The organism is Streptomyces sp. NPDC000229, from assembly GCF_040300825.1.
Classification (GTDB): domain Bacteria; phylum Actinomycetota; class Actinomycetes; order Streptomycetales; family Streptomycetaceae; genus Streptomyces.
Window position 1 is genome coordinate 1 of record NZ_JBEPEL010000077.1, and the last position, 13,151, is coordinate 13,151.

At 72.1% G+C, this 13,151-nt stretch carries 12 protein-coding genes; 5 read left to right on the forward strand and 7 right to left on the reverse strand.

Annotation, left to right across the window (positions count from 1 at the left end):
* Positions 1–201: 201 nt before the first annotated feature.
* From ABT360_RS28190 to ABT360_RS28200, 3 genes are read right to left on the reverse strand one after another with little or no spacing between them, the layout of a single operon-like run.
* Positions 202–2,769: a polynucleotide kinase-phosphatase gene (locus ABT360_RS28190; RefSeq protein WP_351822353.1), complete on the reverse strand. Its 2,568-nt coding sequence runs from the start codon at positions 2,767–2,769 to the stop codon at positions 202–204.
* Positions 2,766–4,229, reverse strand: coding sequence for a 3' terminal RNA ribose 2'-O-methyltransferase Hen1 (locus ABT360_RS28195; RefSeq protein ID WP_351822356.1), 1,464 nt, complete (start codon positions 4,227–4,229; stop codon positions 2,766–2,768). Before ABT360_RS28195 ends, ABT360_RS28190 begins: the two co-directional genes overlap by 4 nt.
* Positions 4,230–4,287: 58 nt before the next feature.
* Positions 4,288–5,211, reverse strand: coding sequence for an LLM class F420-dependent oxidoreductase (locus ABT360_RS28200; RefSeq protein ID WP_351822359.1), 924 nt, complete (start codon positions 5,209–5,211; stop codon positions 4,288–4,290).
* Between the two features lie 226 nt (positions 5,212–5,437).
* On the opposite strand from ABT360_RS28200, the gene ABT360_RS28205 reads away from it, so the two are divergent.
* On the forward strand, positions 5,438–5,641 hold the full coding sequence (locus ABT360_RS28205; protein WP_351822362.1) for a hypothetical protein: 204 nt from the start codon (positions 5,438–5,440) through the stop codon (positions 5,639–5,641).
* Positions 5,642–6,009: 368 nt separating this feature from the next.
* Here ABT360_RS28205 and ABT360_RS28210 read toward each other — a convergent pair whose 3' ends face one another.
* From ABT360_RS28210 to ABT360_RS28225, 4 genes are all read right to left on the reverse strand, one after another.
* A complete protein-coding gene (locus ABT360_RS28210) occupies positions 6,010–6,480 on the reverse strand; it encodes a DUF6099 family protein (RefSeq protein ID WP_351822365.1) in 471 nt (156 codons plus the stop codon).
* A gap of 125 nt (positions 6,481–6,605) precedes the next feature.
* Positions 6,606–6,986: a nucleotide pyrophosphohydrolase gene (locus ABT360_RS28215; protein WP_351822368.1), complete on the reverse strand. Its 381-nt coding sequence runs from the start codon at positions 6,984–6,986 to the stop codon at positions 6,606–6,608.
* On the reverse strand, positions 6,983–8,149 hold the full coding sequence (locus ABT360_RS28220) for an AAA family ATPase (RefSeq protein WP_351822371.1): 1,167 nt from the start codon (positions 8,147–8,149) through the stop codon (positions 6,983–6,985). Before ABT360_RS28220 ends, ABT360_RS28215 begins: the two co-directional genes overlap by 4 nt.
* Before the next feature lie 73 nt (positions 8,150–8,222).
* Positions 8,223–8,621 carry a cell division protein SepF gene (locus ABT360_RS28225; RefSeq protein ID WP_351822373.1) on the reverse strand — a complete coding sequence of 133 codons (399 nt, stop codon included), beginning with the start codon at positions 8,619–8,621 and terminating at the stop codon, positions 8,223–8,225.
* 478 nt (positions 8,622–9,099) lie between these two features.
* Here ABT360_RS28225 and ABT360_RS28230 point away from each other — a divergent pair, with 478 nt between their 5' ends.
* The 4 genes from ABT360_RS28230 to ABT360_RS28245 all read left to right on the forward strand — a co-directional run bounded on the left by ABT360_RS28230 (position 9,100) and on the right by ABT360_RS28245 (position 13,146).
* On the forward strand, positions 9,100–10,365 hold the full coding sequence (locus tag ABT360_RS28230) for an ABC transporter substrate-binding protein (protein WP_351822376.1): 1,266 nt from the start codon (positions 9,100–9,102) through the stop codon (positions 10,363–10,365).
* A gap of 110 nt (positions 10,366–10,475) precedes the next feature.
* Positions 10,476–11,639, forward strand: a complete 1,164-nt coding sequence (locus ABT360_RS28235) for a carbohydrate ABC transporter permease (protein WP_351822379.1) — start codon at positions 10,476–10,478, stop codon at positions 11,637–11,639.
* Positions 11,639–12,442, forward strand: a complete 804-nt coding sequence (locus tag ABT360_RS28240) for a carbohydrate ABC transporter permease (RefSeq protein ID WP_351822381.1) — start codon at positions 11,639–11,641, stop codon at positions 12,440–12,442. The genes ABT360_RS28235 and ABT360_RS28240 overlap by 1 nt, the downstream gene beginning before the upstream one ends.
* Positions 12,439–13,146, forward strand: a complete 708-nt coding sequence (locus ABT360_RS28245) for an amidohydrolase family protein (RefSeq protein WP_351822384.1) — start codon at positions 12,439–12,441, stop codon at positions 13,144–13,146. The genes ABT360_RS28240 and ABT360_RS28245 overlap by 4 nt, the downstream gene beginning before the upstream one ends.
* The last annotated feature ends 5 nt before the right edge of the window (positions 13,147–13,151 follow it).

Here is a 13,151-nt window from a genome sequence, read left to right on the forward strand (position 1 = left end):
GCTCAGCGGCCCCGCATCACCACCGGCTCGATCGAGCTCGGCCCGCACGGCGAGGTCCCCGAGATCCCGGACGGCGCGCGGCTGGCCGGGCGGGTCCTTGGCGCGGTCACCCTCCAAGGGTCCTGGGCCCGGGGCCCCGCACGGGGTCCTGGGCCCGCGGGCCCCCCGCGGTCCTGGGCCGCGGGGACCCCGCACGGGGGGTCAGAGGCGGGGGTCGACCGGCTCCGACTCCAGGGCCAGCACGGCGAAGACCGCTTCGTGGACGCGCCAGAGGGGTTCGCCGTCCGCCAGGCGGGCGAGGGCCTCAAGGCCGAGGGCGTACTCGCGCAGTGCGAGGGACCGCTTGTGGCCGAGGTGGCGTTCGCGCAGCCGGGTCAGGTTCTCCGGGCGCGTGTACTCCGGACCGTAGATGATCCGCAGGTACTCCCGGCCGCGCACCTTGATGCCCGGCTGGACCAGCCGCCCCTTCCCGTCCCGTACGAGGGCCTGGAGCGGCTTGACGACCATGCCCTCGCCGCCCGCGCCCGTCAGCTCCAGCCACCAGTCGACGCCCGCCCGGACCGACGCCTCGTCACCGGTGTCGACGACGAGCCGGCGCGTGACCTGGAGCAGACCGGTCGGGTCGTGCTCCACGAGCCGGTCGAGCCATGCGAGCTGCTCGTCGTGCGGGACGCCCGCGAGCGAACGCCCCTGCCCCGCCAGGATCTGGAACGGCGCGAACCGCACCCCGTCCAGCCCCTCCGTGTCCCAGCAGTAGCGCCGGTACGCCTCGGTGAACGCCGCCGCGTCCGCCGCCCTCTCCCGCTGCTTGCCCAGCAGCCCGGCCACGTCGACGCCCCGGCCCACGGCCGCCTCCAGCGCCGCGACCGCGCCCGGGAAGACCGCGCCCGAGGCGGCGCCGACCGCCGCGTACTGTGAGCGCAGAAGACCGGACGCCTTGAGCGACCACGGCATGAGCTCGCCGTCCAGCAGCAGCCAGTCGCCCGCGCCGGAGGCGCTATTGGATGCTGCCAGCTCGTCCCACAGCCCGGCGGCGCCGATGGCCGTGCGCAGCCGGTCCAGGACCCGTTCGGTCATGGCCTGGTCGTCGAAGAACGGCCGCCCGGTACGGGTGTGCAGCGCGCCGGTCGGGCCGTCCGCCCCGAACCGTGTCCGCGCCACGTCCGCGTCCCGGCACACCAGCGCCACCGCCCGCGAACCCATGTGCTTCTCCTCGCACACGACCCGCTCGACCCCGTCGGAGCGGTACTGCGCGAACGCCTCCGCCGGGTGCTCCAGGAAGCCTTCCTCCTTGGACGTCGCCGTGGGCGCCATCGTCGGCGGCAGGTACGCCAGCAGTCGCGGGTCCACCGCGAACCGGCTCATGACCTCCAGCGCGGCCGCCGCGTTCTCCTCGCGTACGCCGACGTTGCCCGCGTACCGGGTCTCGACGACCCGGCGCCCGTGCACGTCCGCCAGGTCCAGCGGCCGGCCCTGGTGGCCGCCGGGCGCCTCCGTGGCGAGCGGTTTGACCGGCTCGTACCAGACCTTCTCGGCGGGTACGTCGACGAGCTCCCGCTCGGGCCAGCGCAGCGCGGTCATCTTCCCGCCGAACACCGCACCGGTGTCGAGGCAGATGGTGTTGTTGATCCACGAGGTGTTGGGGACCGGAGTGTGGCCGTACACCACGGCCGCCCGGCCGCGGTAGTCCTCCGCCCAGGGGTAGCGCACCGGCAGCCCGAACTCGTCGGTCTCGCCGGTCGTGTCGCCGTACAGCGCGTGCGAACGCACCCGCCCCGACGTGCGGCCGTGGTACTTCTCCGGCAGCCCGGCGTGGCAGACGACGAGCCGGCCCTCGTCGAGGACGTAATGGCTGACGAGCCCGTCGATGAACGTCCGCACCTGCTCGCGGAACTCCTCGCTCTCCCCCTCCAGCTGGGCGATCGTCTCGGCGAGCCCGTGCGTCCGCTGCACCTGCCGGCCCTTCAGCCAGCGCCCGAGCTTGTTCTCGTGGTTGCCCGGCACGCACAAGGCATTGCCGGAGGCGACCATGCCCATGACGCGGCGCAGGACGCCGGGGCTGTCCGGGCCGCGGTCGACGAGGTCGCCGACGAAGACCGCGGTACGCCCCTCGGGGTGCGCGCCGTCCTCGTAACCGAGCTTGGTGAGCAGGGTCTCCAGCTCCGAGCTGCATCCGTGGACGTCACCGATGATGTCGAAGGGTCCGGTGAGGTGCCGCAGGTCGTTGAACCGCTTCTCCAGGACGACTTCGGCGGCCTCCACCTCCTCCACGCTCTTCAGGACGTGCACCTTGCGGAAGCCCTCGCGTTCCAGCCCGCGCAGCGAACGGCGCAGCTCGCGGCGGTGGCGCTGGATGACGTGGCGGGGCAGGTCCGCGCGGTCGGGCCGGGCGGCGTTGCGCTCGGCGCACACCTCCTCGGGCAGGTCGAGGACGATCGCGATGGGCAGGACGTCGTGCTCACGGGCCAGGCGCACCAGCTGCCGGCGGCTCTCCTGCTGCACGCTGGTCGCGTCGACGACGGTCAGCCGGCCGGCGGCGAGGCGCTTGCCGACGATGTAGTGCAGGACGTCGAAAGCGTCGCCGCTCGCGCTCTGGTCGTTCTCGTCGTCGGCTACCAGCCCGCGGCAGAAGTCCGAGGAGATGATCTCGGTGGGCCTGAAGTGCTTGCGCGCGAAGGTCGACTTGCCGGAGCCGGTGGCGCCGATGAGCACGACGAGGGACAGGTCGGTGACCGGCAGCCTGCGGGTCGGGGTGGTGGACTGGGTCATGCGGCCTTCTCCTCGTCTGCAGTGGCCAGGGTGAAGACGGCCATCTGGGTGGGCGGTCCGACCTCCGGGTCGTCCGGCCCCACGGGGGCGAACTCCACGCCGTACCCGTGCCGCTCCCCCACGCCCCGCGCCCAGGCGCGGAACTCCTCCCGCGTCCACTCGAACCGGTGGTCGCCGTGGCGGACGTGCCCGGCGGGCAGTGTCTCCCAGCGCACGTTGTACTCGACATTCGGCGTCGTCACGATCACGGTCGTAGGGCGCGCCGACCCGAACACCGCGTACTCCAGCGCCGGCAGCCGCGGCAGGTCGAGGTGCTCGACGACCTCGCTGAGGACGGCGGCGTCGTAACCCTTGAGCCGCTTGTCCGTGTACGTGAGCGAGCCCTGGAGCAGGTTCACGCGTCCGGCCGGCCGCTCCCCCATCCGCTCCAGCCGCAGCCGTCGCGCGGCGACGGTCAGCGCCCGTACGGACACGTCGACGCCCACGATGTCGGTGAACCGGACGTCCTTGAGCAGCGCCTGTACCAGCTGGCCCTGGCCGCAGCCCAGGTCGAGCACCTTGCTCGCCCCCGCCGTGCGCAGCGCCGCCAGGATCGCCTCGCGGCGCTGCTCGGCGAGCGGCACCGGCTTCTCCTCGGTGTCGGTGCCCTCGTCGACGGCGTTGTCGACGTCGTCGACGTCCAGGTCGTCGGCCTCGGCGAGCCGGACCAGCTCCAGGCGCTCCATCGCCTGGCGGGTCAGGCCCCAGCGGCGCGAGAGGTAGCGGCTGGTGATGAGCTTGTGTTCGGGGTGGTCGGCCAGCCAGCCCTCACCGGCCCGCAGCAGCTTGTCGACCTCGTCGGGCGCCACCCAGTAGTGCTTGGCGTCGTCGAGGACCGGCAGCAGGACGTACAGGTGCCGCAGGGCGTCGACGAGCCTCAGCTCACCTTCCAGCACCAGCCGTACGTACCGGGAGTCGCCCCAGTGCGGGAACCGTTCGTCCAGCGCCACCGGCTCGGCGTCGACGGACGTCCAGCCCAGCGGGCCGAAGAGCGCGCGCACCAGGTCGGCGCCGCCGCGTGCCGGCAGCGCCGGGATCTCGATGCGCAGGGGCAGCGGCTGGGCGGCCCGCTCGGGCAGCGCGGTGCAGACCCCGCGCAGCGCGCTCTTGAAGACCGTGCTCAGCGCGACGGACAGCAGTGACGAGGCGGCGTACGGCCGGTCGTTGACGTACTGGGCGAGCGCCGAGTCGGGCGCGCCGCCCCTGCCCTTGCCCTTGCCGCGCCGGACCAGCGCGACGGGGTCCACCTCGAGCAGCAGTGCCGCCGTGCACCGCTCGGCCGACGCCTCGGGGTAGAAGACGTGCGCCGTGCCGTGCGAGGTGGAGAACGCCTGCGCCTTGTCGGGATGCTTGTGCAGCAGGAAACCGAGGTCGGTGGCGGGACGCTGTGGGCTACCGGTCGTACTGATCGTCAGGAACACACGTCCGAGTATTGCCTGGCGCGCACCGCCCGACCAGGGGTTTTTCGGGGTCCTGCGGCTAGTTGAGCTGAGACATGACCTGTGACGAGATCAGCTCCAAGTGGTCGAGGTCGTCCAGGTCCAGGACCTGGAGGTAGATCCGCGAGGAGCCGAGGGCCCCGTACCGGCCGATCTTGTCGACGACTTCGGCGGGCGAGCCGGCGAGACCGTTCGCCTTGAGTTCCTCCACCTCCCGTCCGATGGCCGCGGCACGGCGGGCCACCTCGGCGTCGTCCTTGCCCACGCAGACGATCAGCGCGTTGGAGTACACGAGGTCGTCCGCCTTGCGCCCGGCCTCCTCGGCGGCCGCCCGGACCCGGCTGAACTGCCGCTCGCTGTCCTCCAGGGAGGCGAACGGGATGTTGAACTCGTCGGCGTACCGTGCGGCCAGCCGCGGTGTGCGCTTCGCCCCGTGCCCGCCGATCAGGACGGGCACCTTGGCCTGGGCCGGCTTGGGCAGCGCGGGCGAGTCGGTGAGCTGGTAGTACGTCCCGTCGTAGGAGAACGTCCTGCCGGTCTCCGTGGCCCACAGGCCCGTGACGATCGCCAGCTGCTCCTCCAGGCGGCCGAACTTCTCCTTGGGGAAGGGGATGCCGTACGCCTTGTGCTCGGCCTCGAACCAGCCGGCCCCGAGCCCGAGTTCGACCCGGCCACCCGACATCTGGTCGACCTGCGCGACCTGGATGGCCAGCACGCCGGGCAGCCGGAACGTCCCGGCGGTCATCAGCGTGCCGAGCCGGATCCGCTTGGTCTCCCGGGCGAGCCCGGCCAGGGTGATCCACGCGTCCGTGGGGCCGGGCAGCCCGTCGGCGGACCCCATGCGGAGGTAGTGGTCCGACCGGAAGAAGGCGTCGAAGCCGAGGTCCTCGGTGGCCTTGGCGACGGCCAGCAGAGTGTTGTAGTCGGCCCCTTGCTGGGGCTCGGTGAAGATTCGAAGATCCATACCTCCATCCTGCACCGTCGAACGACCGTCAACCTCCCCCTCCCGGCCGGGTGAACATCATCGAACTCGGGCCCCTGGGCGTCTCCGCCAGTGACCCCCGGCGCGTACACGTCGTTGGCTCGGGCGGAGCCGGACCGCCCGGCCCACGCGCCGGCGGCGGATGTCGGCGCGTCGTTCTCTCTTGCCGCCCTCCCCCAGCGGAAGGGCCTGGGCCGAGGAGGCCGCCATGTCCCAGGAAGCCGTGCCCGAGCAGACCGCGCCGGAACACCCGAAGGGCCTGCTGCAGCAGATGGAAGAGCTGATGGCGGCGTTGAGCGCCGACCTGACGCAACTCGACGCCGACCTGCAGTCCTCGGCCGACCGCCTCCCGTCCCCCGACACCACCCCTCACTCACCTCCCGCCCCGGACACCGACGCCCGCACGGTCTAGCGCCCACCACGGGCCCGTCGCCCACCAAAGGCCCCTCGCCACCGCAGATCGCCCCGCCCGCCACAGGCCGTCGCCCCCGCCGCCGGACACCCCCGGCGCCCGGCCCGCCCCACCACGCGCCCGGCCCGCCACCCGACGCAGCCGCCCCGCGTCGGCCCCCGGTCGAACCTCCGGCCCTCGCCCACGACCCCGCGCGCGCTCCGCACCCGAGGGCTCCGGCCCCGACGCCCGGCCGGGCTCCGCGCGCGCTCCGTATGGAGACCGCCCCGCTTCTCTCCGCTCCCCAAGGCCCGCGTCCCTCCAGCGCGACGCTCCTCGTCCACACCTCCCGCCCTCGTAGGACGAACCGGCCCCGCCACGCCCCTTGGTCAGGGCGAGCCCGCTGACGAGTCGGCGGGGTCGGGGGGTCTGGCGCGCTCGCGGACGGCGAGGCGGCGGAGCATCACGCGCACCCGGTCACCGGCCTCGTCCGCGGCGTCGATCGCTTCGACGCACTGCCAGTACAGCCCCTCCTCGTCGGTGGCGCAGGCTACGCCGACGAGGGCGATGCCCACTTCGCCCAGCAGCGCGCCCAGGCCCAGTAACGCACCCCGCACATTCGATATCTCCGACAGCCTCAGTGCCCGCGCCGGGTGGTTCGGGCCCGCTCCGCCGCGGCTGCCGATCTCGCTGAGGCTTCGCGCCTCGCCCCTGAGCTCCGGTGGACCGGACAGCGCCAGGTGGTGGCCGATCGCCTGCGCGAGCATCTGCGCCTGCCATGCCTCCGTCACGATGTCCAGCGCCACCCGGCTGTCCGCCAGGGCGCGCCGGCCGGTCGCGATGAGTCGCTCCGCTTCCATGTACGCCGCCCCCGTTCGTACGACTGTCCGCCCATCTATTCACTACCCAGAGTGAAGGCGAACGGACCCAAAAGCCAGGGGAATTCGGAAATCTGTGGACAGGAAGCTCAGTGTGAATAAGTTGATCACTCCGTAGAGTGACGATCCGGCTCTCGCGGCGCCCTCGCGGCACGCCCGGGCGGCCGCCCGACGGGAAACCTGACCTCGTTCCGGTCGATCTTCGCGGACAGCGCGGCCAGCGGATCGACCCCCAGCGCGCCGCAGAACTGGAGGAGGTAGGCCAGTACGTCGGCCACCTCGTCCGCCACCCGGTGCGCCGTCTCGGGATCGTCCATCACCCGGGCGGCTTCCTCGGGCGTCAACCACTGGAAGATCTCCAGCAGTTCCGCCGCCTCGACGCTCAACGCCGCCGCCAGGTTCTTCGGCGTGTGGTACGGCTGCCACTCCCGCGAGGCCGCGAACTCGGCGAGCCTTCGCTGCAATCCCTGCACATCCAGTTCCGTCACGGATTCAGGTCTACCACCGTCACTCCGGCCCGCCCGCGCGCGGCCCTCGCACCCGCCTCGCCGACCGTCCCCACCAGGCGGATGTGTCCCTCGGCGCAGATCTGCGCCGCCAGTCCCGCCAGTTCGCGGGTCTGGCGGCGGTCGAGGGCGCGGTCGAAACCGTCGGCGAGCACAGTGAGGGTCTGCATCGCGTGGGGCACCTCGGCCACCGGGTCCATGGCCAGGACCCCCGGCCCCGTGAGCAGCACCAGCGCGAGGGCGAGGTAGCGCAGTTCCCCCTCGCCGAGCCGTTCGACCGGCATGCCGCCTTCCGGGCCGCGGCCGAGCACCGCTCGCACCCTTCCGTCAGCCAGTTTCTCGACGTCCAGGTCGCGTACGGGTCCGGCGCAGCCCGCCCGGGCGACCGCCGCCAGCCGGGCGTGCCTGCGGGGGCAGCCGGTGCGGGTGCGGTGCAGGACCTCGGCGAGGTTGTCACAGCCGCGCCGCAGCCGCCCGTCGCCCGCGGCCACGGGGGCCCGCATCCGCTGCGGCTGCGGGTCGCAGGGGAAGACGGACCGGAGGGCGACGACGACCTGTTCGGCGGCGGCCAGTACGCGGCGCTGCCCCTCGGTCTTGCCGGCCACCCGCAGTGGCAGCAGCGCCGTACCGAGCCGGTCTCCGGGGAGCGGGGCGCGGGTGACCGGCACCGAGCCGGCGGTGTGCCACTCGGCCTGCACGGTGCGGCGGCCGGGGTCGCGGAGCGCGGTGGTGAGCAGGGTCCGCCCGTCGCCGCCCGTGAGCCGTTCGCCCACGATCCGCAGTTCCGGCTCCGCCTGGACGGCCAGGTCGAGGCGCACGGGCCCGGCCGGGCCGTCCACGGTGCAGCCGATCCGGAACCCTCGCCGCCCCTCCGCGTCCGCCTCCGCGCGGTCGGGTACGCAGCCGGCGGGGTCCGGGAAGGCGGTGGCGAGCGTGGCTCCCGCGCCGAGCAGGGCGAGGGCTTCGTACGCCTGTAACGCGCTCGATTTGCCGGTGCCGCTCGCCCCCGCGAAGAGCGTCACCGGCGCGAGCCGGAAGGCGGCGCCGCGGTGTGTCCTGAAGGCGGACAGCCGCAGTTCCGTGACGGCGGGGCGAGTGAGCGCGGCGGAGGGCGGCGCGGAGGGGGCGGGGTGGGTCGCGTGCATGCTCGGACCGTATGAGGGCGCGCGATGCTGAACCGTTCCGCCCGAACAGCCTTCCTACGAACGAGGGAACCGCCTAGGAATGCGGAACCACCGCGGCGGCGACGCCCTCGACCTCCGTACCGGCGGGCGCCAGCAGGAAGACGTTCCGGTCGACGCGGTGCATTCCGCTGCCGAGCCCGAAGACGACGCCACTGCTGAAGTCCAGGATCCGCTTGGCGACGTCCGCGTCGGCCGCGGTCAGGTCCAGCAGGACGGGGATCTGCGCGATGAGGTACTCGGCGACCTCCCGCGCGTCGGCGAAGACCTGCACCCGCAGTACGACCATACGGCGCTGCTCGGCGGCCTCGTAGTCCTGCGGGATCGTGCTGTGGTCGACCCTGGACGGCCACTCGTTGCGCCCCCGCAGCGGGACGACCTGCGCCAGGCCCTCCCACTGTTCGTCGGTGACGTCGTACCTCTCGTACCTACTCATCCCCCTATCCTCGCCTCCCTCACCCGTTCGGCCCAACTGCGACACGGCGCCGAGCTGAACCGGCCGACGTGGCGCCGGATGGCGACGGGACGGAGCCCGAGCAGGCACTGGCGCGATCACCGGCCATGACCTCGGCAGGACGAAGCCAGGTGACCGGTTCGTCCGCGGAGCGGGAGGCCGCGGGGCGAGGCCGGGAGCGGGGCCGGGGCGAGGCCGGGCGCGGGGCCGGGAGCGGAGTATGGCCCGTCGGCCGTGGAGCGTCATCGGCTGCACCTGACGGCTCGTCCGCCGCGGTGCGCGGAGAGGAAGGTGACGTGTCGTCCGAACGAGTGGGGGGCCGGCCCCAGGGCCGTCGCTGTGGCCTGCCGGGTGGCCGCGGGCGGCGCGGCCGCGCAGCATTGACAGTGCAAAACAGCCCAGCTACTTTCGGCCCAGGCCGAAACTGTCCAGGTTTTGACAGGCCTTCCGGAGGCCCAGCATGAAGACAGGGTTCAAGCGCGCCACCGTTCCTCTCGCAATCCTCACCCTCACCGCGCTCACCGCGGCCGGGTGCAACAGCGGTGACAGCGGCTCGGGGTCGAACAAGGTCACCGTCTGGATGTACCCGGTGATCATGGATCCGAAGGCCAACGCCGCATACTGGGACGGCATCGAGAAGGGCTTCGAAGCCGCTCAGAAGGATCTCGACCTCACCATCGAGCAACTGCCCTGGGAGAACCGGGACCAGAAGCTGGCCACCGCCTTCGGCAGCGGCAAGGGCCCCGACGTGGTGCTGCTCGGTCCGGACCAGATCCCCCAGTTCCAGGCGAACGGCGCGGTCCAGCCCGTGGACCGGGCCATCGAGAAGTCACGGGACGCCTTCCGGCCGGCCGCCCTCGAAGCCATGACGCAGGATGGCAAGGTCTACGCGGCGCCGATCTACCACACCGTCACCAGCACGCTCTACAACAAGAAACTGCTGGACAAGGCGGGGATAAAGGAACCTCCCGCCAGCTGGGACGCCCTCAGGGCAGCCGCACCGAAGCTGAAGCAGGCCGGGGTCGCCACCCTCGACTACTCGGCGAGCAACGAGGCCTCGCTCAACATGAGCTTCTACCCGCTGCTGTGGCAGGCGGGCGGCAAGGTGTTCGACGAGAGTGGCAAGAAGACCGCGTTCAACAGCCCGGAGGGCGTCGAGGCCCTCACCTTCCTCGTCGACCTCTACAAGAGCGGGGCCGTGCCCCGGTCCGCGCTGACCAACGCCAACCTCTTCACCGACCACGCGCTGGGCAAGGAACAGGTGGCGATGGGCTACACCAATACGCCCTCCGACGCCGCACTCGCCCAGAAGACCTGGGGGAAGGAGAACGTGATCGTCGGCCCCGCCCTCACCGGTCCCCGCAAGCAGGTCTGCTTCGGCATGCCGGGCGGCCTCGGCATCAACGCCCGGACGAAGAACCTGGCCGGTGCGGAGAAGTTCATCGCCTACATGACCGAGCCCGCGCAGATCGCGTCCATGGGCAAAGCGGGCGGGTTCTTCTCCCCGCGCACGGATGTCACGGTCCCCAACGACAACCCCTTCGCCAAGGAGTACGAGGCGGCCCTGGCCCACACGTTCCCCGGCGAGCCGCACCCCGCCGCGCGCCAGCTGATGGCGCTCATCACGCCGGAGATCCAGGCCGCGCTCACCGGCAAGAAGACACCTGAGCAGGCGCTGGAGGCAGCGGCCAAGGAGGGCGACGACCTGCTGGCGCGGCAGCGTTGAGCAAAGTCGAGCCCCGCGAGGCGTCCCCAGACGAGCCGGAACCCTCCGAACCCGGTGCCCCCGCGCGGCGCGAAGCCACCGCGCGCCCGGCGCTCCCGGACGGCGCGCCCGTGGCCTCCACGGCCGCCGAGAGCCGCACGGGAGGCAGCGGCGCCGGTGCGCCGCCCGCCGACCGGAGCGCCGGCTCCCCGACGTCCGAGGCGGTACCGGCGGCCGTCCCGGGCGCGTTGGCCGGTGCCACGCCGGAGGCCGCTCCGGGGGCGGTGGCCGGTGCACCGGGGACGGTGGCCGACGGCCTCCCCGCAGGCCTCTCACCAGGCACCGTGACGGGTGTGGCCACTCCGCCGGATGCCTCACCAGGTGCCGCTCCGCCGGGCGGGCCGGGGGGGTCGGGGCGGCGGCGGAGTCCCGCGCGGCGGCGGGAGGCGCTGGTCGGGCTGGCGTTCGTGGCGCCGATGCTCGTGCTGTTCCTCGTCTTCCGGTTCGGGCCGACTCTCGGTGCCGCGTTCCTGTCGCTCACCGACTACCGGCTCAGCGGCGAGTGGACGTTCATCGGCGCCGGCAACTACACCCGGCTCCTCTCGGACGACCTGTTCTGGGAGAGCCTCGGCGTCACCGCCGTCTACACCGCGCTGTACGTGCCGATGACCGTGCTGCTCGCGCTCGGCACGGCCGTACTGCTGCACCGCACGCTCTGGCTGCGCGGCTTCTTCAGGGGCCTGTTCTTCCTGCCGTACGTGACGAGCATCGTGCTGGCCGCGGTCATCTGGAAGTGGATCTACGAGGTGGAGGACGGGCTGCTCAACGCGGCTCTCGGCGTCCTCGGGACCGGCCCGGTCGACTTCCTCGGTGACGAGTCGCTCGTCCTGCCCTCCATCGCGGCAGCCTCCGCCTGGAAGGGCTTCGGCTACTCGATGCTGATCCTGCTCGCCGGGCTCCAGTCCATCCCGCGCGAGGTCTCCGAAGCGGCCACCATCGACGGTGCGAGCGCCTGGCAGCGCTTCCGCTGGGTGACGCTGCCCCTCCTCCGCCCGGTGCTCTTCTTCGTCCTCGTCATCGAGGCCATCCAGGCCTTCCAGGTCTTCGACGCGATGTACGTCATGACCGCCGGCGGCCCCGTACGGGCCAGCTACTCGCTCGTGTACTTCCTCTACGACTCCGGCTTCAAGTTCTTCGACTTCGGTTACGCGAGCGCGGTCGGCCTCGTCCTCTTCCTCATCGTGCTCGTCTTCTCACTCATTCAGCGGCGGCTCATCGGAAGGGAGGAGGACTGATGACGCGGCTGAGGCTGCCGGTCCTGCTGGTCCTGGTCGCGTTCGTGACCGTCACCCCCTTCGTCATCATGGTGCTGGTGGCGTTCGCACCACCCGGCGGCCGCACCCTGCCGGGCGCCTTCGACCTCACCCGCGCCACCTGGCACAACTTCACCGACGTCCTGCAGAGCGCCGACATCACACGCTGGGCGCTCAACTCGCTGGTCTACTCGCTCGTGTCGGTGCTGCTGATCCTGCTGTTCGCGTCGATGGCCGGGTACGCGTTCGCCAAGAAGCGCTTCCCGGGGCGCGAAGTGCTGTTCTGGTCGTTCCTGGCGACCCTGATGGTGCCCTTCCAGGCGACGCTCATCCCGTACTACATCCTCGTCTCCGAGATGGGCGGCGTGGACACGTACTGGGGCCTGATCGTGCCGACCCTCGCCAACTCGCAGGCGGTCTTCCTGATGCGGCAGTTCATCGTGCAACTGCCCGACGAGCTGTTCGAGGCGGCGAAGATCGACGGGGCGTCGGAGTGGCGGGTCTTCACCACCGTCGTGCTGCCGCTGATCCGGCCGATCCTCGCCACCCTCGGCGTGTTCGTCTTCCTCTGGCACTGGAACGACTTCCTGTGGCCACTGGTCATCGGCCAGTCGGAGGCCATGCGTACGCTCACGGTCGGTCTCGCCACCCTGGAGGGCGAGAACGTGACGATCAACCAGATCATGGCCGGCGCGACCATCACCGTCATCCCGTGCCTGCTGGTGTTCGGCCTGCTCCAGCGGTACCTCACCGACTCCATCGCCACCAGCGGCCTCAAGTCATGACCGTGGTCGTCGACATCAACCGCACCCTCGGCCCCCTCCCCCACGACGACGTACCCACCAGGGACGAGGCCGGCCTCGTCGCCGAACTGGACCGGCTGCGCATCGACACGGCATGCGTCATCCACTCGTACGCCGTCCACGGCGACCCGCGTGACGGCAACGAGCAGCTGGACCTCGTCGGCGACCGGCGGCTGCGGCCGGTACCGGTCCTCGTGCCCGGGCCGCTCGGCACCGGCCCGTGGGCGGGAGGGGCTCCGCTGGTGCGGCTCTGCCCGCGGCAGCACGGCTGGTCCGTCACCGGGCCGCACGCCCGGGAACTGCTCGCCGAGCTGGCGGCGGGCGGCACGGCCGTGCTGCTCTCCTGGGACGAGGTGACCGCCGGCGAGTTGCACCTGCTGGCCGCCGCCCCACCCACACCGCGAATCGTGCTGACCGGCACGGGATACCGGGCGCTGCGGGAGCTCGCCGAGCTGCTGGAGGCCCACCCCTCGCTGTACGTCGACACCTCCACGCTCTGCGGCCACCGTCAGGTGGAGTGGATCGCCGAGCGGTACGGCGCCCACCGGGTGCTGTTCGGGACGGGTGCCCCGGTCACGGACGACGCCGGGCCCCGCTACCTGCTGGACACCCTGGACCTGCCGCCGGACGACGCGGCGCTCATCGCGGGCGGGAACGCCCTCAGGCTCCTGGGCGGTGGACCATGAGCCCG